Source organism: Streptomyces pactum, from assembly GCF_016031615.1.
GTDB classification, from domain to species: Bacteria; Actinomycetota; Actinomycetes; order Streptomycetales; family Streptomycetaceae; genus Streptomyces; species Streptomyces pactus.
The window spans coordinates 4,412,501-4,432,269 of sequence record NZ_JACYXC010000001.1 but is presented as its reverse complement, the minus strand read 5'-3'; the positions used below and the strand labels follow the sequence as shown (position 1 = coordinate 4,432,269).

Below are 19,769 nucleotides of genomic sequence, written 5' to 3'. Positions count from 1 at the left end.
CACCGGAGACAAGAAAGCGATGAAGAGCAGCCCTCCGCGTCGGAAGCCACTCACACTCAAGCTGTCGAGCGAGGCCACGGTGCGGGTGACCGACGGACCTCTTCCCTTCCCGCCTCGCTACTCGCCGGCCGGCGCCTTTGTCACCGTCTCGCCCCACACCGACCAGCCCAGCCAGGAAGTCCTGCTCTCCGAAACGTTCGGCAGCTTCGATTGGCTGTGGTCCGGCGATGACGAGTTCCGTTTCGCCAAGGAAGACGGAAGACTGAAAGGCATCATTCTCAAGGTGCCCGAGGAGCCGGCTCCCGTTCGCTGGACTCTTCCCGAGGCATGGCTTGAGGCTGACCTCGTGCCCGGCGGCATCGCCTGCACCATGCGGGCCAACTTCGACGTACCGCCCACCGCCATCAGGTTTCTGACTCCAGGGGCTGAGCACCTTGTGTGCGCATACGGTGAGATTCTGGCCGAATCCAAGGATGTCGACCGTGTCCGCATCGCCGAGCGAATGGACCTGGTCTTCACCGGTGGGATCTACTCCGGATGGATGCTCCATCGACCGGCCGACCATCTGGTTACGGAGTGGGAGCACCCACCCGCGGGCCCAGCCCCGGCGGGTGTCACCGCGGCCCTGGAGACATATCTACGTCTCTTCACTTACTCCAACATCGAGTTGATGCAGGAGGGCGACACAGACCTGCTGAGTGCCATCGATTCCCTCATCGCCAGGCTGGCTTCTCTGCCTCATGACCCGAGAGGAACAGTGATCGAGGAGCACCTGAGGGACGTACGCCAAGAGTGGTACCGCCAGCCCAGGAAGCGATAGTGCGGCGAACGCCGCACGTAGGCCTTCGCCGGACTGCTGCGGTCGGCCCCCGCACGCATGCTCCGGACCGCAGGCCCCGCGAAGGGCCCCGCGCACCCCGCTGCCGTAGTCATTGAAGACCCAGGAAGTCCTCACGACGGCGATGCATTTACCCCCACAGAGGGCAGAACATTTCGAAGAACTGGAATCGGGATGAGCGAAGCGCCACAACGTCGCCGCATCAGTATGACGAAGGAGGATTTCGCCACACTTTTTCAGTCGGCGAAAGAGTTCCCGCAACTCCCCGCAGATCCGAACTCAGAAAACTCCACGGTATACCCGCGACAAGATCTCCTCGACGTCCTGCGCGAGTTGCGTATGGTCCGTCGACAGTTGTCGGGCAGGCGGCAGCTGTCCTCAGTGGAGGTGGAACTTACCACTCATCAATGGGAGAAGCTTGTTTCCGGAATCGAGCTGACCACCGGACACGGACCGGATACACAATCCACGAGACTTCGGATGCTATTGCCGAAGTGCGGCGGCTGCTGGGAATGAGCTGAGCCGAGACCGCCACGGGACCGTGACCCTGTCCAAGGCCGAACCCAGTCCCTCGCAGCCGAAGCCCGCCCTCTCCCTCACGGGGGTGGCCCCTCCCGGTCGGAGCCGTCCTTTTCCCGGTGGTCTGAGCCGGATCTCTCCCGGACCGAGCTCTCCCAACCCGAGGTGGACGCCCGTTTCCACGCCATCGTCACACTGATGGAGTTGATTGCACCATGAGGGATACCCTCGTCCTCTTCATCCGAGCGGACCAACACGGGGTGTTCCGGCAGCGCATGAGCCGCTACACCGAGCTGGAGCCAGGAGAGCACTTCCGCTACTACTCCCAAGGTGACTGCGTTTTCGGTGCGTCAGAGACCGATGTCCTCGCCGATTACGACGATGAAGAGCTAGCGACTGTGCGGTTGCGGCTTGGAGGCTTCCGATCCGTGCTCATCGAGTATGCGAGCATGGAGTGCCTGCGCGACCTCCTTGAATATTTGCTGCCGGGATTGGACGGAATCATCGACACCAACTACGACTCGTTCGCTTCCTTTGACAAGACTCTTCTTTGGCTCGCCGCGAATCCGGGGCGCCGCCTCCGGCAAGACCCTCCGAACGACATCCCCTTCCCATAAAGAGAACCGGGATGCTCCGACTGGTCCTCATACGGGCAGCCATGCTGTTCACTCACTCCAGCATCGAGTTGATGCAGGACAGCGACACAGACCGGCTGAGTGCCATCGATTCCCTCATCACCAGGCTGGCTTCTCTGCCTCATGACCCGAGAGGAACAGTGATCGAGGAGCACCTGAGGGACGTACGCCAAGAGTGGTACCGCCGGCCCCGGAAGCGATAGTGCCGCGAACGTCGCACGTAGGCCTTCGCCGGACGGCTGCGGTCGGCCCCCGCACGCAGGCCCGGACCGCAAGCCCCGGACCGCAAGGCCCCGCGAACGGGCCCCCGCCCGCTGACCCCGAAACCCGAAGCCCCACGGAGGACCCCGCACACCCCGGTGCCGGGGGCGCGGGGGGCGCCCCGGCAGCGGGGGGTGGGGGCAGGGTCACACCCCCGTGGGGACCCGCTCCTCCCGCACCGGCCCGGCCGGCCCCCGGCGCGCCTTCCGTGAGGCCGACGCGGGTGTGGAGGCGGCGGAGGGCGGGCGGGGCGTACCAGGCGTGGCGGCCGAGGACGCGCATCGCGGCGGGGACGAGGATGCCGCGGACCAGCACCGCGTCGATGACCACCGCCAGCCCGCTGCCCAGACCGAACATCATCAGGAAGCTGATGTCGCTGGTCGCGAAGGCGAAGAAGCTGACGGAGAGCAGCCCGGCGGCGATGGTGACGATGCGGCCGGTGCGCGCCAGGCCCTGGGTGACGACCGTCGTGTCGTCCGCGCCGGCGTCCTTCAGCTCCTTCATGCGGCTGGTGACGAACACCTCGTAGTCCATGGAGAGGCCGAAGACCACGCAGAACAGCAGCACCGTCATCGAGGTGTCCAGCGGCTGCGGGGTGAAGCCGAAGAAGTCGGCGAGGTGCCCGTCCTGGAAGATCCACACCATCGCACCGACCGACGCCGCGAGGCTGATCGCGTTGAGCAGCAGCGCCCGCAGCGGCTGGATGACACTGCCGGTGAAGAGGAAGAGCAGCACGAAGGTGGAGAGGACGACGATCCCGGCGGCGATCGGCAGCCGCACGCCGATGGAGTGCTTGGAGTCCGCCAGGGCCGCGTCGTCGCCGCCGACCAGCACCTCGGTCCCGCGCGGCGGGGTCACGTCGCGGATGTCGTGGACGAGTTCCTGCGCGGGGCCGGACTTGGCGGGGTGCTCACCGACGACGACCAGGCGCTGGGCGTCGGGCCGGGCGAGGGAGGCGGGGTCGGTGGCGGGCGAGACGGTGGCGCCGTCCCGGTAGCTGCCGGCGCTGCTGTCCACCCGGGCCACCCCGTCCAGCCGGGAGATCTCCCCGGCGTAGGCGCGCAGCGGGGCTGCGGCGACGCCGTCGGTGGTGACGATCTGGACGGCGCCGTTGTCGTCCTGGGCGAAGTCCCGGTCGAGCTGGGTGGCCACCTGGCGGCTCTCCGCGCCGGTGGGCAGGACCCGTTCGTCGGGGGTGCCGAAGGTGACGCCGAGCAGCGGGCCGGCGGCGATCAGCAGCACCCCGAGGACCGGGAGGGCGATGCGCGCGGGCCGCCGCATCACCGCCCCGGCGAGCCTGCCCCACAGCGGTGCGTCGGCGCGCCGGACGGCGGCGGCCCACGGCAGCTTGCCCTTGTTCACGCGGTGCCCGAGGACGGCCAGCAGCGGCGGGATGACGAAGAGCGCGCTGAGCGCCGCCACGACCACCACGCCGATGCCCGCGTAGGCGAAGGAGCGCAGGAAGTACGGCGGGAAGATCAGCAGCGCGGCCAGTGCGGCGACCACGGTGGACGCCGAGAAGACGATGGTGCGCCCGGCCGTCCGCACCGTGCGCCGCAGCGCCTCCGGCACCTCGGCACCGTCGGCCAGTTGCTCGCGGAAGCGGCTGACCAGCAGCAAGGCGTAGTCGATGCCGAGTCCGAGGCCGAGTGCGGTGGCGAGGTTGATGGAGAAGACGGAGACGTCGGTGAACGAGCCGAGCACGAAGAGTTCGGCGAACGTGCCGAGGATCGCGATCAGTCCGATGACCAGCGGCAGCAGCGCCGCGACGACGCTGCCGAAGGCGAAGACCAGCAGGACGAGGGTGAGGGGTATGGCGATGGACTCGGCCACCGCCAGGTCCTTGCCGACCTGGCCGGAGACCTCGTGACCGACCGCGGCCCCGCCGCCGGCCTGCACGCTCACCCCCTCGCGGCTGCCGGAGTGCCGGTCGATCAGCGCCCCGGTCTCCTCCTCGGCCTCCTCCGCGCCGCCCCTGAGCTGGGCGAGGACGAGGGCCTTGGACCCGTCCTTCGAGGTCAGCGCGGGGTTCTTCGCCGCGTCCCAGTAGGAGACGACCCGCTCGACGGCGGGGTCGGCGCGGAGCGCGGCGGTCAGGTCGCGACCGCGCTCGGCCACGGCCGGGGTGTTCAGGTCCGCGCCGTCCCCGGTGGCCCGGACGAGGAAAACCAGGTCGGTCTCGCCGCCGAACTTCTCGTCGATGACGGACTGGGCGCGACTGGACGGGGCGTCCGGGTCGTCGAACCCGCCGCCCTTCAGCTTCCCGAACGCCCCGAAGCCCACCGCGGCCATGACGACGACGGCCACGGCGGTGAGTGTGAGCAGGAGCTTGGCCCTCCGCAGGGCCAGCTCGGCGATCCCGGTCAACACGGGTGCCACCTCCAACGACGTCCCGAGGACGTCATGACGTGCAAAAGGAATCCGGGCCGGCCACCCGATCAATGTTTATGCCGTTAACATCCACCCTGGCAGCCGATGTTAATGCTGTCAACATGGGGCAGGATTGAGGGCATGGATGACGAGGCGGGCAAGGCCGGCAGGGCGGCCACGGGCAAGGGGGCCGGGCGTACGGCGGCCCGGGCGGCGGCGGCCCCGGCCGGGCCGGGGGGCGGCACGGCGGACCGGACGGCATCCCCCGGGCCGGTGGCGGGCGGAGAGGCGGGCTCCCCGCCGGCGGCGGGAGGAGAGGCGGGCTCCCCGCCGGCGACGGGTGGAAGGCCGGGCGGGAAGGCGGCGGCCCGGAAGACAGCCGGAAACACGACGGCTGGAAGCACGGCGGCCGGGAACACGGCGGCCGGGAAGGCGGCGGACCGGCCGGCCGGCGGTCGCGTACGACGTGCGGGCGCGGCCGTGAAGTCCGGGTACCACCACGGCGACCTGCGCAACGCCCTGATCGCGGCGGCCGTCGAGCTGGCGGTCGAGGGCGGTCCCGAGCGCGTGGTGCTGCGCGAGGCGGCCCGCCGGGTGGGCGTCTCCCCGACCGCCGCCTACCGGCACTTCGACGGCCAGGCCGAACTGCTGCACGCCGTCCAGGTGGCCGGCCAGGTGGCCCTCGCCGATGCGCTGGAAGCGGGCGCCGCGCAGGTCCCGGGCGACCCGGAGGAGGTCGCCGAGGAGCGGTTCATGGCGATGGGACGGGCGTACATCCACTTCGCCATGGAACGCCCCGGCCTCTACCGTTCCGCCTTCTGCCGCATCCCCGGATCGCCGGACGACGCCTGGACCGGCACCCGGCCCGGCGGCTCGGAACCCCAGTACCGCGCGTTCAACCTGCTCTCCTCGGCACTGGACGAGCTCCTGGCCACCGGCCGGATGCCCGCGCACCGCCGCCCGACCGCGGAGGCGTCGGCCTGGGCCATGGTGCACGGCATGGCCGATCTGGTCCTGGACGGCCCGTTCTCCCTGCTCCCCGAGGGGGAACGGGAAGCCGTCATCGACGGCGCCGTGCGGACGGTGCTGGCCGGCCTGCTGGCCCCGTGACGCGGTCCGCCCGCCTCACGGACCGGACGCGGGCACGGGGGCGTACGCGCCGGGGGTACGCGCCGCCGCGCGCAACCGGGCGACCCGGGCGCGCACCTCGGCCGCGTCGGGGCCCGGGGTGCCGGAAGCGGCGGGTTCGCCCCGGCAGGAGCGGCAGAGGCCGCCGGGCAGCGCCTCCGGGCGGCCGGGAACGCCGCAGCCGGTGCACTCCATGATCCAGCGCGCCCCGGCCGCCGGACCCTCGGCACCGGCGGGCACCGGCGCCGGTGCCGGTTCGGGCACCGGTTCCGGCGGCAGCTTGGTGGTCAGCCGGGACCGGGCGAGGGCGCCCGGGGAGTGCACCTCGCGGGGCAGTCCGGCGGTGAGCACCGCGACCAGCTGGGCGGGTCCGGTCCCGCGCGTCAGCCAGCGGGCGGCGAGCGGTTCGAGGTCGGCGCACTCGGCGGCGGAAAGCGTCATCCGGGGGTCGGTACGCCCCAGCGACGCCAGCGCGTCGTACCCGGCCGAACGCGGGGCCGGGCCGCCGGTCCGGTGCGTCGGCGTCCCGCCGGACGCGGGACGCCCGGCGGGACGTCCCCTCTCCGGCCGAACGGCCCGTTCCACCCGCCCCACCGCCCGTACGGACGGGACCGGACCCGCCGGCACGGCCCGCACGGCGGGCGCGACCGGGGCGGCGGCCACACCCGGCACGGCGGACGCGGCACGCGCGGCGGGCGCACCGGGCACGGCCGGGGCGGCAGACACGGCAGGGGCGGCCGGAGTGGCCGGGCAGGTGTCCCCCTCCGCGAACGCCGCCCACCAGGCGTCGTCCCGGGCCTGGCGGGAGAAGAACGTACGGGTCACCCACTGGGTGCGCCCCTCCCCCACCGTCCCGCTCAGGCGGCGCAGGTGACCGGCCGCGCCGAGCGCGTTCAGGGCGGACCGGACGGCCTGCTGCCCGTAGTCCGGCAGCACCTTGGCCAGCGTCTTCGCGTCGATCGCGGCACCGTCCGGCAACCGGTCGATGTACGTGGCGATGACCGCCTCACGCGTGGGCAGATGTGCGAAGTCACCACGTTGGCGCGGGGGTTGATCAGGAACGGAACGCTTCCCGAAGCCGGGCTTGGCCATGGGAGACGGAGCGAAGGGGCGTGGGACAGCGATAAAGTCGGCAATAGCCACAGGATCGGTCCTGGTTCGATCTTGATGGTCAGACCCCGGTTCGGTGTTGGCGCACCGGCCGGGGTTGTTCTTTGTCAGCGCAAACGTAGAGCGTGGACACGTAGCGCGGCAAGTCGGTCACACATGGTCATATAAGCTGGCCGCGCGGTCGCGTCTGCGCACGCGGTGGGTGGGTGGGCGGGTTCAACTCACCACCCGTTCCACAGAAAGAGCGCTCGGGCCTCGAAGCCCGGCACCCGGAGCCCGGGGCTCGGCACCCGAGCCCCGGGGAGGCGCGGCCCCCTCAGTCCACCGGCTGCGCGGCGGCGAAGGCGACGAACGCGGCCCAGGCTTCAGGGGTGAAGGTGAGCCGCGGCCCGGCCTTGTCCTTGGAGTCCCGGACGTGGACGGTGCCGGGGCAGGCGGCCATCTCGACGCAGTTTCCGCCGCTGCCGTCGCTGTAGCTGGACTTCCTCCACGAAACGGCGACTTCGACACAAGCGCCGCCGGAGCTGTCGCTGTAACTGGACCTGACCCAGGTCAGCTCGCCATTCATAGCTCCTCCGCCAACTCGCCGATGAAGCACGCCGATTCCTCGGGGCCGAGGGCCCGCTGGAGGATCATGTCATGGCGTTGGCGGATCACGCTCACCTTCGCCCGGTCATCGAGCAGCATGCCCGTCTCCTGCCCCTCGATGTAGGCCAACTGTTCGTGGTCAGGGGTCTCCAACAGAACAAAGGAGCCCAGCAGACCGGGGTGGAAGCTCCGACAGAAACGCATGACCTGGACGCACACATGACGCCGTTCGCCCACCTCGATGAGCCGGCGCATCTGGCGTCGGTGCACCTCCCTGCCTCCGACCTGCTCCCGGAGCGCAGCCTCGCCGATGACGAAGCCGAACGCCCGAGTGGGTTTGTCCAGCACAGCCTGACGCTCCAACCGCGCCGCGACTCGTACCTCCACCGTCTCGTCGTCGAGCGGTGGACAGTTTCCCCCGATCAGCGCCCGCGCGTACTCCTCGGTCTGGAGCAGGCCGGGAATGAGCAGCGGTTCGTACCAGTTCAAGGTCAACGCCTCGGCCTCATACTCGATGAATTCCCGCGCGTACTCGCGGAACTTCTCCGGCTTGAGGTAGTCCTGGGCCGCGAGCAGCAGCCCGTGCGCGCCGCACATCTCGTCCGCGATCTCCAGCAGCCGGAGCGTCGGCTTGCGGCGCCCCTGTTCCATCGACCGGACCGAGTCGTACCCGTAGTTCGCCTCCTTGGCCAGTTGCTGGCGCGTCACGTTCGCCCGCGTACGCCACAGCTTGATCTGGTTGCCGCAGTACCGCCACGCCATCGGCGGCTGGGAAGTCGTCTCCGTCACCTGCCCGCCCCTCGGTGCCCACTGAGTACACCACCGTGCGTACTCATGTCGCTACTACGAACCGTAAGCACAGGCCAGCAACCTTTACGCCATGAACGACGGAAATCCCCTTCCACCGAGGGACGTTGACTGGCTGCTGCCCCGCCACCCACGGAGCGTCCGGCGGGCGCGCGGACTACTGCGCGTGCAGGCGCTGCTGTGGCGGGTGCCGGAGGATGCGGCGGAGACGGCCGTCCTGCTGCTGAGCGAACTGATGACGAACGCGGTCCGGCACGCACACGTCCCACAGGGGCGGTTGATCAAGACCCGCTGCATGCTCGACGGCAAGGAGCTGCGGGTGGAGGTCTCCGACGCCGGCGACGAGTTGCCGCAGCCGCGCACGGCCGGCCTGTACGCCGAGTCCGGGCGCGGGCTGGCGCTGGTGGCGGCGCTGGCGGACGACTGGAACGCCCAGCCGCGACCGTCCGGCGTCGGCAAGACGGTGTGGTTCACGGTGAACACGGCGGTCGGCCCCGAGGACGGCGATCCGGCGGGCGACGGCCCGGCGGACGGTGTGGCGGCCCTCCCGCCGGATCGGCCGGCGGACGGTACGGGGGACGGGCCGGACTGATCACGGGTGCGTAACCACCGGGTACCGGGCGCGTCCGGCCGGAACCGGGGGCGTACGGGCCGGGGTCACTCCTATGCGTACGCGCACCACACGCACCACGCACATCGCTGGTATCACGCGCACCATGTACCGGCGACACCACCGGCACCACCCCGCACCGACCGACCCCTACCTACGGACTGACGACACCCATGCACGCAAGCAACGGAAACCCCGGACCGCACGGCACCGGCGGGACCTTCAGCGAACAGCTCACCAGCGCCGCCCGGCCGCACCTGGGCTGGGTCTGCGAGCAGCTGGACCTCTTCGACCGGCTGGTGCCGCACGGTGCCACGTACTACAACCTGGACGAGCCGATGGTGGCGCGTTCCGGGGTGACGCTGCGCGGCCACATCCTCGGCACCTACGCCCTGGACGGAACCTGGCTCTGGGCCTGGGGGAACGACGGCTTCCGGGAGACCGCGGGGGCGCAGCGGGCGGGCGAGCTGCGGGAGTTCGGGGAGCGCGAGGGCATACCGGAGCTGACCGAGCGCATGCTCGACCTCAACCACTTCCCCAACCCGCGGCTCGCCGCCGACCACCTGATGCTCATCTGCATGGGGTTGCTGGACGCGCGGGGCGGGGCGATCGCCGTCATCAACGAGCGGGGACGCGCCTTCCTGGTGGTGGACGACCCGGCGGTACCGAAGGCCGAGCCGCGGGCCGGGCGGCTGGAACAGCCGCTCCGCAACGGGGCGGCGCTGCTGCCGGGGCCCGCGCTGAAGACCGTGCAGGGCTGGTTCAAGCGGCACGGGATCGAGCCGGAGTACGGACCCGGGCAGGTCGCCGGGGTGCTGCCCGGCGGGGACCGGGTCGTGGTGGACATCGGCGGGGACCGGATCGGCGACATCGTGGTGACCGGCGCGGACGGCGGCGAACCGGTCTCGGCCCGGGCGCCGGAGCAGGAGCTGATCGAGCCGCGCCGCACGCCCGGCGCGCACCCGGAGCTGATGTTCCCCGAGTCGCTGCTGCCGGTGGCGGCGGCGGAGATCGCGTACTCGATCCGGCGGACGCGGGCGATGGTGGAGTACGCCGACCAGCACCTGGAGTTCGACGGCCGGCCACCGGTGTGGGACGAGGCGGCGGGCGAACTCCGGTTCCCCGGGGGCGGACTGAAAGCGCGGCGGCTCGGCGCCTACGACCTCGACGAACGGTGGTTCGCCTGGGCGGCGGGCACCGAGGACATCCGCGACCGGTTCCGGGCGGCGGCCGGACTGGCGCCCGACGCCGACGTGCCCGAACTGGCCGGGGGGCGACTGGACCTGCGGCCGTACGTGCACTGCGAGGCGTTCGCGGTCGCGCTGGCGCGGACGGCGGCAGGTGTGGCCGGGTACGTCTTCACCTCGCTGGGCAACGAGTTCTGGGTGGTGACCGACGAACGGCTGCCGGCCCCGGGCACCGACCCGGAGATCACCGGGGAGGAGATCCGCGCGGGTGCGGGATGGCTGCACGGGGTCACCCCGGCCGACGTGCGGGGCGCGACGATGCGCACCGTCATGGAGGCGTACTGCGACCGGCTCGGCCTCCAGGTCCACCACTACGGACAGCCGGACTTCCTCAGCGCCGTCTCCGGGCTCTACGAGACCCGGGTGTTCTTCGCGCCCGACGGCACCATCACCCACGCGTCCTGCGGCCTGCTGGCGACCCCGCACGGCTGACCGGACTCGCCGGCGCCCCGCTCAGCGACGACCGGACTCCCCGGCGACCGGGCTCACCGGCCGCCGGGGAACCGGGTGCGCCGGGCACGGCCCGCGGTGGCTCCGCACCGCTGACCCGGCACCGCTGCCCCGTACCGCCGACCCCGTGCCGGCGAGGTGCGTCGGCCGGGTTCGGTGACCCGGCTGACCTGCGGTGGCGGGGCCACCGGTCCGGTGCGGAACCGTGATCGTCCGAGCCGTTCCCGCCGGTATATGCTTCGGCGAATTTTCGGCACGGCGGGCACGGTCCCGCGTACAGGGCGGGAACACCGAGATGCGTGGATCTGGCAGAGCAGTGGTGGGCGCGGCGGTCGCGACGTTGGTGATCGGCGTGCTCGCCGGCTGTTCCGGCCAGTCCGGTGACGACGACAGCGGGAACGACAACCGGTCCGCCGCCCAGAACGGCCGGCAGAACAGCGGGAAGGACGGCGGCGCGGAGAGCGGCGGCAAGGACGGGGGCAAGGACGCCGGGGCGACGGGCCCGGCCGCGTCGTCCGGCAAGCAAGTCGGCGCCAAGGGAACCGCCTGCACGCTGCCGGTCACCTTCGACCTGGCGAAGTCCTGGAAGGCCGGGGCGATCGAGGAGACCGGCTCCGACGACCCCGAGGTCGCCGAACTCCTCGAAGAACTCACCAAGCAGGGCGAGGTCCGCCTGACCTGCGAACTCGATGCCAAGCCCGCCGGTCACGTCGGCTTCATCCGGGTCTACACCGGCAAGGCGAGCGCCGGTGGCGGGGACTCCAGGAAGGTGCTGGAGGGCTTCGTGGCCGACGCCGAACAGCCCGCCGGGCAGAAGTACAGCCCGGTCAAGGCCGCGGGCCTGAACGCCACCGAGGTCACCTACACCACCCACAACAAGGAGGCGGACGTCACCAAGGAGGAGCGCGCGCTGGCCCTGGTGACGCCGCAGGGCGCGGTCGTGGTGCACCTCGGCGGGCTGGACACCGAGGAGCACCGTGCCATGGTCCCGGCCTTCGAACTAGCCAAGAAGACCATGGCCGTCCCCACCGCCTGACCCCCCACCCCCGGGCGCCCCGGCCCCTACCCCCGGACGGTCCGGCCACCACCCCCGGGCGGCCCGGCCCGCTGGGAGGCCCAGCCACCACCGGCCCGGCCATCACCGGCCCGGCGGTGGCCCGGTGACCGGTTACGGCCGAGGCGTCGACCCCCGGACGGCCCGACCCCGGCCGAGCGGCGGGACGGTGCGGACCACAACCGGAGACACGGGAGTTGGGGCGCGGCGGCGGGCCGTAGGCCCGCCCCGGCCGGGCCGCGTCAGCCCCAGGTACGACCGGTCTGCAGCGACCGGCCCGACCAGGCGGCCCGGACGACCTACGGCGACCGGCGGCGAGGCGGCCCAGCCGAGCTGCGCCGACCGGCACGGCGAGACCGCCCGGGTGACCTGCGGCGACCGGCAGCGAGGCGGCCCGGGTGATCTCCGGCGACCGGCGGCGAGGCGTACAGCCGGCCTACGGCGTCCGGTGCGCGGCGTGAGGGCCTGCGTCCTGAGCCCGGCGGCGCGGAGCGTAGGGGCCGGCCTCCGGCGACCGGCGGCGCGGCGTGAGGGCCGGCTCCGGCCTCCGGCGGTGCCGGGTCGACTCACCTGCGTCGGCGCTTGGGACGTGGCGGTGGGCCGTAGGCCAGGGCGAGGGCCCTGCGCACGGCAACGCGTCCAACCTCCCGGAACGCGCCGGGATGCGAATCGACCTCGTGGACCCGTACCTCCCGCAGCACCACCGCCACCGCCACGGTGATCCCGGCGCCCAGCCCCGTCAGCTCCTCACGGATGCCCTCGCCGAAGGCATCCCGGTAGGCGGCCAGCTCGGGACCCTCGACGTACCCGCGCGTGGCCGGCGTTGCGGCCGCCTCGAACGTGATCCCCTCCTCCCAGGGCTCGAAGTCCACGGTGACCTCGGCGAAGTCGGCGGGGCAACTGCTCTGCCTCGCGTACACGGCCCTCACCCCCCGCAGTGGGCGAGGAGGAAAAACGCCAGCCTGGGTATCCACGCCCACACCGTACGGGCATCCGTCGCGGCGGCACCCGCCCGTCCGGCCCGCCGCCGGGCTCAGCCCCGCGGCCCTTCGCCGCCCGCCGCCTCCTCCAGCAGCCGCAGGCCGTCCACCGCCGCCGGGGACAGCCTCTCCCGGCGCACCGCCTCGTCGCGCAGCTCGTCCAGCGCCAGCCAGGCCACATCGGCGGTGGAACCGTCCGCCTCCGTGACCCGCAGCGGCCCCGGTGCCGCCTCGACCGCGTAGAACAGCGCGACCAGGTGCCAGCTGATGCCGAGCCGGGTGGCCGTGTACGCGCGGGCCGTGAGCAGCCGGGCGCTCAGCAGCGTCAGCCCGGTCTCCTCGTCCAGCTCACGGGCGAGGGCTTCCACCGGCTGCTCACCGGGGTCGATGCCGCCGCCCGGCGGGTGCCACAGGCCGGGCGCGAAGATCGGTGAGGCGTGGGAGAGCCGGGTCAGCAGGATGCCGTCCGGCGCTCCGCTGTGGTCCTCCGCCCCTCCGTCCCCGTCCGCCCCGTCGCCCGGGGTGGTGCCGGTGATCAGCGCGTAGGCGGAGACCCGGGTCCGTATGCCGCCCCCGGCGGCACCGGCTCCCCCGGTACCGCCGCCGGCGGCCACCTTCGCTTCCCCGGGCGCACCCGGCTCGGCCGGTCCGTTCTCCACGGCCGCCCCCCTTCCGTCGTGTCTGCCGTGCCGTACCCGTCGTATCCACCCTGCCCGGCGGCCCCGCACCGTCACCGGCGCCCCCAGCCCCGGCCCCGGGGTCAGACCAGGCGGCGGGCGGTGGCCCAGCGGGTCAGCTCATGGCGGTTGGAGAGCTGGAGCTTGCGCAGCACCGCAGAGACATGGCTCTCGACCGTCTTCACCGAGATGAACAGCTGCTTGGCGATCTCCTTGTAGGAGTAGCCACGCGCTATCAGCCGCAGCACCTCCCGCTCACGCTGGGTGAGCCGGTCCAGGTCCTCGTCGATCGGCGGGGCATCGGTGGAGGCGAAGGCGTCCAGGACGAAGCCGGCCAGGCGGGGGGAGAAGACCGCGTCCCCGTCCCGCACCCGGAAGATGGCGTCTATCAGGTCGACCCCGGTGATGTTCTTGGTGACGTAGCCCCGCGCGCCGCCCCGGATGACCCCGATGACGTCCTCGGCCGCGTCGGAGACCGACAGCGCCAGGAAGCGCACCGGGTTCTCCGGGTCCCCCAGCAGCGGGGCGCAGCGGCGCAGCACCTCGACGCCACCGCCGCCCGGGAGGTGCACGTCCAGCAGGACCACCTCCGGCCGGGTTGCGCTGATGACGCTGACGGCCTGATCGACGTCGTCCGCCTCCCCCACGACCTCCACACCGGTGCGGCCGGTGTCACCGATCTCGGCCTGGACGCCGGTACGGAACATCCGGTGGTCGTCCACGAGGACCACCCGCACCCGACGGTCCGCCCCCGCCTCGTCCCCGGCCGGCCCGGCGAGCGGCTCGCCGGCCGCCGTGGGCCCGTTCTCCGTCATGTCGATGCCGCCCTCTCCATTTCCAGCTCCACTTCCGTCCCCCCGCCCGGCGCGGACCTCAGTCGCGCCGTGCCGCCGTTGCGCTGCATCCGGCCGATGATGGACTCTCGCACGCCCATCCGGTCGTCCGGTACCGCGTCCAGATCGAACCCGGGGCCCCGGTCCCGCACCGAGACGAAGACCGTACGGCCCTCCACCTCGGCGTAGACCTGGACCGGTCCGCCGTCGCCACCGTACTTGGCGGCGTTGACCATGGCCTCGCGCGCCGCCTGAAGCTGGGCGCCCAGCCGTTCGTCCAGCGGGCAGTCCCCCACGACCACGACCTCTATCGGCACCCCGTGGTGGTCCTCCACCTCGGCCACCGTCCGGCGCACCGCCTCCGCCAGGGTGTCCGGCGCCTCCTCCTCGTCCTTGCCGGTGCCCTCCGGCTTGTACAGCCAGGCGCGCAGCTCCCGCTCCTGGGCCCGGGCCAGCCGGGCGACCTCCCGCGCGTCGTCCGCGTTGCGCTGTATCAGGGTGAGGGTGTGCAGCACCGAGTCGTGGACGTGGGCGGCGACCTCGGCCCGCTCCTGGGCCCGGATGCGCATCAGCCGCTCCGCCGAGAGGTCCTGCATCATCCGCACCAGGTAGGGCCCGACCAGCAGGGCGAGACCCACGATCACCGCCAGCGTGGCCTGGAGGACCGCGCCCAGGTGCTCGGCGGAGCCCTGGATGACGACTATGCCCGTCACCCCGACACAGACCAGCAGCACCCCGGCCGCCATCCGCGCCACGGGCAGCACCCGCTTGCTGCGGCTGAACTCGGCCCACTGGGCACGGCGGGCGTTGTCCGCCTGCCGCCACACCAGGGCCACGCCCGCCGCCATCAGCAGCAACGGCCAGATGTAGCTGTCGGCGACGCGCCCTATGTGGATGCTCTCCACGAAGATGCCGACCCCGATGATCAGCGCGATCAGGGCGATGACCTGGCCCTTGTCCGGCTTGCGGGCGAACAGGCGGCGTCTGCCGTCCGGGCCCGGCGCGGTGCCGATCAGACCGTGCCGCTCGGCGTCCACCCCGCCGACGCCCAGCGGCACCACGAACCAGAACAGCGCGTACAGCAGGATGCCGAAGCCGTCCGCCATGAGCAGGGCGAAGAAGAGTATCCGGACCCAGGACGCCGGAACACCGAGATGTCCTGCGAGACCGCGCGCCACCCCTCCGAGCCACCGTCCCTCGGCGCTGCGGTACAGCTTGCGCAGGAGCGGCTCGGTGAGGTCGGGCGCCGGGACGTGCCGCGTCCCCGCGCCGGGTGCTGTGGTGGCCATGAACCGATCGTCACACGGTCAGCGGGGTCCGGACATCAGGGTCTCCCCTGACCGGACCCGGACGCCACCTGGGGGCTGCCCGGAGACGCCGTCCCTGAGACGGCCCCGGCCGGGCGCACCGCACGGGCCCCGGTCCCGGCCCGGTCCGCCGCCGCGCGGGGAACCGCCGCGGCCCCGAGGCCGGCCCCGGTCCCGTACGCCGTCCCGGAGCCGTACCCGGGCCCGCTGCCGAGCCCGGTCCCGCTGCCGGTCCCCGACCACCCGCCGGGGCCGGTCCCGCTCCCGGCCCTGGTGGCCGGGGAGAGCCGCAGCCCGTCGCGGACGTGGTCGAAGACGCCCCGGTACTGCTGCCACTGCCCCTCCGGCGCGGACAGGTACAGCGCGTACTCGTCGCTGCCCGGCCGCCCCCAGCCCAGGTCGATGGCTCGGAACCAGCGCGCGGTGCCCTTGAACCGGAACTCCCAGATGGCGGCGGGGACGCCCCGGAACGTCGTGCTCTGCAGCCGCAGCCGCTCGTTGACCGGATACCGCTGCGAGAACATCCGTTCGACATCCTCGAAGTGCTCGACCGGATCGGCGGCGGCGAAGTCCATCACGTTGAGCTGGAGGTTGACCATCCCCGTCGGGTCGATGTAGTCGACCTCGCCGGGCCGCTGGCCGGCCTTCCGCGTCCAGCCGTCCGGCACCGGGAAGGAGACGCCCAGCTCCTTCTCCGTCACCAGGTGGTAGCCGTCGGGCACCGGCGGGGGCCGGTGGTCGTCGCCCGGCGTGGCCCCGGTGGTGCCCCCCGCCCGGGCCGGGGGTCGGCCGGCCCGCCCGCCCGGCCTCCGCCTTCACCCCGTCCCCGTCGTCGCGCGAGAGGAAGTAGAAGGTGCCCGCGGCGACCGCGACCACGGTGGCCGCGGTCACCACCGACAGCAGCACCCCGCGCCCGCGCCGGCCGCCGCCCTGCGGCGCCGGCGCGGTGACCGGGAAGGGCGGCGTCGGCGTCGCGTCGGACGAGAACCCCGTACCGGGCGCGGTCGCGCCGCCCCCGGCCATCTGCGGGCCCGCGACCGTGGTGGCCGTGGCCGAGGCCCCCGGGACGACGGGCGGCGGCGGGGTGTCGGCGGCCGGCACGGCGGCCGGGCCGCCGCCGAACGGCGAGCTGAGGAACGTCGTCTCCGCCTCCGCCGCCGGCGCCCGCAGCGCCCGCTCCACCTGCTCGGCCGACGGCCGCTCCTCCGGCTCCTTGGCAAGCAGCGCCTCGATCAGCCCGGTCAGCGGACCGGCCCGGCGGACCGGCTCCAGCGGGTCCACGGCGATCGCGTACGCGGTCTCCATCGCCGTCGCCCGGCGGAACGGCGGCCGCCCCTCCACCGCCTGATAGAGCGTCGCCCCCAGCGCCCACAGGTCCGAGGCCGGGCCGGGCTTGCGGCCCTTGACCCGCTCCGGCGCGATGTAGTCGATCGACCCCACCACCTCGCCGGTCTTGGTGAGCGTGGAGGTGCCCGACGCCATGGCGATCCCGAAGTCGGTGAGCACCACCCGGCCCCCGTCGTGCCCCTCGTCCTGGGGATCGGGGTGGCCCAGCAGCACATTGCCGGGCTTGACGTCCCGGTGCAGCACCTCGGCGGCGTGCGCCGCGCGCAGCGCCGCGATCATGCCGCGCCCGATCCTGGCCGCCTCCGCGGGCGTGATCGGCCCGTTCCTCTTGAGCACGTCACCGAGTGTGATGGAGGGCACGTACTCCATCACGATGCACGGCTGGCCCTCGTGGTCCACCACGTCGTGCACCACCACCACGTTGGGGTGGGTGATCCGGGCGGCGCTGCGCGCCTCACGGCGGGTGCGCTCGTGCAGGGTGGCCAGCTCGTCCTCGGAGCGGTGCGGGGAGATGTGCAGCTGCTTGACGGCCACCTGACGGCCGAGCAGCTCGTCCTCGGCCCGCCAAACGGTGCCCATGCCGCCACGGCCGATCCGTTCCAGCAACCGGTACCGACCGGCGATCAGCCGCCCCTCGTACGACACCGCGCTCCCCTCCGCCCCAGCCCCGCATGTGTTCGAAACGACACGATAGCCGCAGCCGGGTCGGGGTCGATCTCAGGGAAGGTCCAGGGTTGGCACCCTGATGTCCCACGGCCCACGGCTTGTCACCATGGACGCATGACCGATGCACACCCCGTCGCGGGCGATCACCGGCGCGGCGGGACCTCCGCCGAGCCACCGGCCGGGCCCGGAGGGCCGCACGGTCCGGGGCCTTCAGGGCCGCCGGGCCCCGGCTCCCCCGGGACCCCACGACACCGGGCCGTCCCCGGCCCCGCCACCGGCGCCCGGCCCCGCGCCGCTGCGCCGCAGCCCCCCGGCACAAGGTGTTCGGCGGGGTGTGCGGCGGGCTGGGCCGGTACTGCGACGTCGACCCGGTCATCTTCCGGGTGGTCTTCGCACTGCTGGCCGTGGCGGGCGGGGTGGGCCTGATCATCTACGGGTTCCTCTGGCTCCTGGTCCCGATGCTCGGCGAGGACGAGCACGAAGGGCGGAAGCTGCTCTCCGGCCGGGTCGAGGGCACGGCGCTGACGGCCGTGCTGTGCGCGCTGCTCGGCTGCGCGCTCTTCCTGTCCATGCTCAACAAGGGGAACGTGGTCAGCTTCTCCGTGATGCTGACGCTGGCGACGTTCGGCGCGGCGTACTGGTCGCGCCACCGCTACCTGGCCGCGCACGACGAGAGCCCGGCGGACCCGGCCGCCCCCCAGCCGGCCCCCGGCGCCGCCACACCGCCCAAGGCGGGCCACGAAGGCGCACCGCCGGAGGTCAAGGCCCCGCCGGCCCGCGGCGGCCCCTCCTGGTGGCGCGACCCCATCACCAAGGACCGCACCACCCGCGGGAGCGGCACCGGATACCTGTGGGGGCCGGCGGACGGCCCGGACGCCGGCTCGTACGCCACCGGCCGCACCGGGACCGCCACCGTCCGGTCCCGCCCCGCCCAGCCGGTCCCGATCGGCGGCTGGACCTTCCTCGCCGCCCTGGCGGCCGCGGTGGCCGGCTGCGCCGCCACCTGGAGCAGCCAGCCCCTGGGCACCAGCCTCCAGACCGGCCTCGTCGCCGCACTCGCGGTGTTCGGCGTCGGACTGCTCATCAGCAGCGTCTACGGACGCACCGGCGCGGGCACCATCGTCGCCGTGGTGCTGACCAGCGCACTGCTGGCCGGCGCGGCGGCGCTGCCGAAGTCCGTCACCACCGACTGGCACCGGCGCACCTGGGAACCGGCCGCCGCGGCACAGGTGGCCCCCTCCTACGAGGTGGGCAGCGGCGTCGGCAAACTGCGGCTGGCCAAGCTCCGCATGGAGGACGGCTCCACCGTCCGCACCCGGGTGGAGGTCGGCGCCGGCCGGCTCGTGGTCACGGTGCCGCGGGACGTCCGGGTGCGGCTGGACATCGAGGTGGGCCTGGGAGACATACAGCTGCCCGGGGAGAAGCCCGACGACATGGACGTCTCCCCGATGCGGGACCGGACCCTCACCCTGGAGCCGGTCGGCAAGCGGCCCGCCCGCGGCACGCTGGACCTGGAGCTCGAAGTCGGCATCGGCAAGGTGGAGGTGCTCCGCCCATGAAGCGGCACACGTTCGAACCCGGAAAGCTCGTCGCGGCGCTCGTGGTGCTGGCCGCCGCCCTGCTGTACGGCATGGACGCCGCCGGGCAGTGGGACATCCCGGTCCTGGTGCTGTTCCCGCTGATCTGCGGCGGTCTCTTCCTGGCCGGGGCGGTCTCGGCCGTCACCTACGACATCCGGCGGAGGCGCGCCCGGGGCGGCGAACCGGCACGGTCGGGCGGAGGCGCCGGCATACCGGGGTGACGACGAGGCCCCAGGGCCGGGCGCCGGCGGGTCAGCCGAGGAGGGACCGGCCCCAGCGGCCGCGGCGGCGAGCCCGCTGCGCGTCCACCGAGAGCACCGGCGCCCCGGCCAGCACCAGTGGCAGCCAGGCCATCAGATAGATGAGGTCGTTGCCGTAGTAGTACGGCTCGGTCTGCCAGCTGACCGTGAGCCAGAGGCTCAGGGAGATCAGGGCGCCGCCGAGGGCCGCCACCCGGGCCCACAGGCCGAGCAGTGTGCCCAGGCCGACCGCGATCTCGCCGATGGCGAGCGCGTAGCCGAAGCCCTCCGGCGCCTTGAGGGCCAGGTCGACCAGCCACGGCACGGCCGAGGTGTCGCGCACCGAGTCCATGATCCCGCCGATCGAGTCCGGCCCGGACGACGAGAGGAAACCGGAGGTGGTGAGCTTGTCGATACCGGCGTAGACGAAGGTGACGCCGAGGAAGATCCGCAGCGGTAGCAGTGCGTACCGGGTGGCGCTCTCCCGCAACCCGCGACTGCCGGTCAGCCTGAGCGTGTCCAT

At 72.8% G+C, this 19,769-nt stretch carries 19 protein-coding genes and 1 pseudogene; 9 read left to right on the top strand and 11 right to left on the bottom strand.

All coding sequences use genetic code 11. From position 1 onward, the window contains the following. The first annotated feature begins 19 nt into the window (after positions 1-19). The 3 genes from IHE55_RS17535 to IHE55_RS17525 all read left to right on the top strand — a co-directional run bounded on the left by IHE55_RS17535 (position 20) and on the right by IHE55_RS17525 (position 1,974). A complete protein-coding gene (locus IHE55_RS17535) occupies positions 20-820 on the top strand; it encodes a hypothetical protein (protein ID WP_197989880.1) in 801 nt (266 codons plus the stop codon). 192 nt (positions 821-1,012) lie between these two features. After that, positions 1,013-1,354 (top strand): hypothetical protein, encoded by a 342-nt coding sequence (locus tag IHE55_RS17530; protein ID WP_197989879.1) that lies wholly within the window; start codon positions 1,013-1,015, stop codon positions 1,352-1,354. Positions 1,355-1,572: 218 nt separating this feature from the next. Then, complete coding sequence (locus IHE55_RS17525) at positions 1,573-1,974, top strand: hypothetical protein (protein ID WP_197989878.1); 402 nt, start codon at positions 1,573-1,575, stop codon at positions 1,972-1,974. Between the two features lie 117 nt (positions 1,975-2,091). Here the strand turns inward: IHE55_RS17525 and IHE55_RS17520 are convergent, their stop codons facing one another. Next, complete coding sequence (locus IHE55_RS17520; RefSeq protein ID WP_307826711.1) at positions 2,092-4,623, bottom strand: MMPL family transporter; 2,532 nt, start codon at positions 4,621-4,623, stop codon at positions 2,092-2,094. Positions 4,624-5,103: 480 nt separating this feature from the next. Between IHE55_RS17520 and IHE55_RS31400 the strand changes: the two genes are divergently transcribed. Beyond that, on the top strand, positions 5,104-5,733 hold the full coding sequence (locus tag IHE55_RS31400) for a TetR/AcrR family transcriptional regulator (RefSeq protein ID WP_307826710.1): 630 nt from the start codon (positions 5,104-5,106) through the stop codon (positions 5,731-5,733). 15 nt (positions 5,734-5,748) lie between these two features. On the opposite strand, the gene IHE55_RS17510 is transcribed toward IHE55_RS31400, so the two are convergent. The 3 genes from IHE55_RS17510 to IHE55_RS17500 form a co-directional block, all read right to left on the bottom strand. After that, complete coding sequence (locus tag IHE55_RS17510; RefSeq protein ID WP_197989876.1) at positions 5,749-6,843, bottom strand: MarR family transcriptional regulator; 1,095 nt, start codon at positions 6,841-6,843, stop codon at positions 5,749-5,751. A 334-nt stretch (positions 6,844-7,177) separates the two neighbouring features. Further along, positions 7,178-7,429 carry a DUF397 domain-containing protein gene (locus tag IHE55_RS17505; RefSeq protein WP_197989875.1) on the bottom strand — a complete coding sequence of 84 codons (252 nt, stop codon included), beginning with the start codon at positions 7,427-7,429 and terminating at the stop codon, positions 7,178-7,180. Continuing rightward, positions 7,426-8,238, bottom strand: a complete 813-nt coding sequence (locus tag IHE55_RS17500) for a helix-turn-helix domain-containing protein (protein ID WP_372442691.1) — start codon at positions 8,236-8,238, stop codon at positions 7,426-7,428. The genes IHE55_RS17505 and IHE55_RS17500 overlap by 4 nt, the downstream gene beginning before the upstream one ends. 91 nt (positions 8,239-8,329) lie before the next feature. Here IHE55_RS17500 and IHE55_RS17495 point away from each other — a divergent pair, with 91 nt between their 5' ends. The 3 genes from IHE55_RS17495 (at position 8,330) to IHE55_RS17485 (ending at position 11,599) form a co-directional block, all read left to right on the top strand. Continuing rightward, on the top strand, positions 8,330-8,848 hold the full coding sequence (locus IHE55_RS17495; RefSeq protein ID WP_197989874.1) for an ATP-binding protein: 519 nt from the start codon (positions 8,330-8,332) through the stop codon (positions 8,846-8,848). Positions 8,849-9,039: 191 nt separating this feature from the next. Then, the gene (locus tag IHE55_RS17490) at positions 9,040-10,545 is read left to right on the top strand and encodes a DUF6882 domain-containing protein (protein ID WP_197989873.1); all 1,506 of its coding nucleotides are present in this window, start codon (positions 9,040-9,042) and stop codon (positions 10,543-10,545) included. A gap of 313 nt (positions 10,546-10,858) precedes the next feature. Further along, on the top strand, positions 10,859-11,599 hold the full coding sequence (locus tag IHE55_RS17485) for a lipoprotein (protein WP_197989872.1): 741 nt from the start codon (positions 10,859-10,861) through the stop codon (positions 11,597-11,599). 584 nt (positions 11,600-12,183) lie between these two features. Here IHE55_RS17485 and IHE55_RS17480 read toward each other — a convergent pair. The 6 genes and pseudogenes from IHE55_RS17480 to IHE55_RS17455 all read right to left on the bottom strand — a co-directional run. Continuing rightward, a complete protein-coding gene (locus tag IHE55_RS17480; RefSeq protein WP_307826709.1) occupies positions 12,184-12,537 on the bottom strand; it encodes a hypothetical protein in 354 nt (117 codons plus the stop codon). Positions 12,538-12,650: 113 nt separating this feature from the next. Then, positions 12,651-13,256 (bottom strand): NUDIX hydrolase, encoded by a 606-nt coding sequence (locus IHE55_RS17475; RefSeq protein WP_307826708.1) that lies wholly within the window; start codon positions 13,254-13,256, stop codon positions 12,651-12,653. Between the two features lie 101 nt (positions 13,257-13,357). Beyond that, a complete protein-coding gene (locus IHE55_RS17470; protein ID WP_197989870.1) occupies positions 13,358-14,089 on the bottom strand; it encodes a LuxR C-terminal-related transcriptional regulator in 732 nt (243 codons plus the stop codon). Continuing rightward, the gene (locus tag IHE55_RS17465) at positions 14,086-15,396 is read right to left on the bottom strand and encodes an ATP-binding protein (protein ID WP_197989869.1); all 1,311 of its coding nucleotides are present in this window, start codon (positions 15,394-15,396) and stop codon (positions 14,086-14,088) included. The genes IHE55_RS17470 and IHE55_RS17465 overlap by 4 nt, the downstream gene beginning before the upstream one ends. Positions 15,397-15,431: 35 nt before the next feature. After that, entirely contained in the window at positions 15,432-16,136 is a 705-nt protein-coding gene (locus IHE55_RS17460; protein ID WP_197992322.1) for a serine/threonine kinase C-terminal domain-containing protein, read from the bottom strand. A 505-nt stretch (positions 16,137-16,641) separates the two neighbouring features. Beyond that, positions 16,642-17,340, bottom strand: a pseudogene (locus IHE55_RS17455) (serine/threonine-protein kinase); the annotation flags it as partial. A gap of 419 nt (positions 17,341-17,759) precedes the next feature. On the opposite strand from IHE55_RS17455, the gene IHE55_RS17450 reads away from it, so the two are divergent. Together IHE55_RS17450 and IHE55_RS17445 are read left to right on the top strand one after the other, a co-directional pair. Further along, the gene (locus tag IHE55_RS17450) at positions 17,760-18,986 is read left to right on the top strand and encodes a PspC domain-containing protein (RefSeq protein ID WP_307826707.1); all 1,227 of its coding nucleotides are present in this window, start codon (positions 17,760-17,762) and stop codon (positions 18,984-18,986) included. Then, complete coding sequence (locus IHE55_RS17445) at positions 18,983-19,228, top strand: hypothetical protein (protein WP_197989868.1); 246 nt, start codon at positions 18,983-18,985, stop codon at positions 19,226-19,228. Before IHE55_RS17450 ends, IHE55_RS17445 begins: the two co-directional genes overlap by 4 nt. A gap of 31 nt (positions 19,229-19,259) precedes the next feature. Here the strand turns inward: IHE55_RS17445 and IHE55_RS17440 are convergent, their stop codons facing one another. Continuing rightward, complete coding sequence (locus tag IHE55_RS17440; protein ID WP_232265602.1) at positions 19,260-19,769, bottom strand: DoxX family protein; 510 nt, start codon at positions 19,767-19,769, stop codon at positions 19,260-19,262.

What these genes read in the sequence shown, in the direction of transcription:
- IHE55_RS17525 (WP_197989878.1), top strand. Translation starts at nt 1,573, where the DNA reads ATGAGGGATACCCTCGTCCTCTTCATCCGAGCGGACCAACACGGGGTG.
- IHE55_RS17470 (WP_197989870.1), bottom strand. Translation starts at nt 14,089, where the DNA reads ATGACGGAGAACGGGCCCACGGCGGCCGGCGAGCCGCTCGCCGGGCCG.
- IHE55_RS17505 (WP_197989875.1), bottom strand. Translation starts at nt 7,429, where the DNA reads ATGAATGGCGAGCTGACCTGGGTCAGGTCCAGTTACAGCGACAGCTCC.
- IHE55_RS17535 (WP_197989880.1), top strand. Translation starts at nt 20, where the DNA reads ATGAAGAGCAGCCCTCCGCGTCGGAAGCCACTCACACTCAAGCTGTCG.
- IHE55_RS17495 (WP_197989874.1), top strand. Translation starts at nt 8,330, where the DNA reads ATGAACGACGGAAATCCCCTTCCACCGAGGGACGTTGACTGGCTGCTG.
- IHE55_RS17510 (WP_197989876.1), bottom strand. Translation starts at nt 6,843, where the DNA reads ATGGCCAAGCCCGGCTTCGGGAAGCGTTCCGTTCCTGATCAACCCCCG.
- IHE55_RS17490 (WP_197989873.1), top strand. Translation starts at nt 9,040, where the DNA reads ATGCACGCAAGCAACGGAAACCCCGGACCGCACGGCACCGGCGGGACC.
- IHE55_RS17445 (WP_197989868.1), top strand. Translation starts at nt 18,983, where the DNA reads ATGAAGCGGCACACGTTCGAACCCGGAAAGCTCGTCGCGGCGCTCGTG.
- IHE55_RS17530 (WP_197989879.1), top strand. Translation starts at nt 1,013, where the DNA reads ATGAGCGAAGCGCCACAACGTCGCCGCATCAGTATGACGAAGGAGGAT.
- IHE55_RS17485 (WP_197989872.1), top strand. Translation starts at nt 10,859, where the DNA reads ATGCGTGGATCTGGCAGAGCAGTGGTGGGCGCGGCGGTCGCGACGTTG.
- IHE55_RS17440 (WP_232265602.1), bottom strand. Translation starts at nt 19,769, where the DNA reads ATGGACACGCTCAGGCTGACCGGCAGTCGCGGGTTGCGGGAGAGCGCC.
- IHE55_RS17465 (WP_197989869.1), bottom strand. Translation starts at nt 15,396, where the DNA reads ATGGCCACCACAGCACCCGGCGCGGGGACGCGGCACGTCCCGGCGCCC.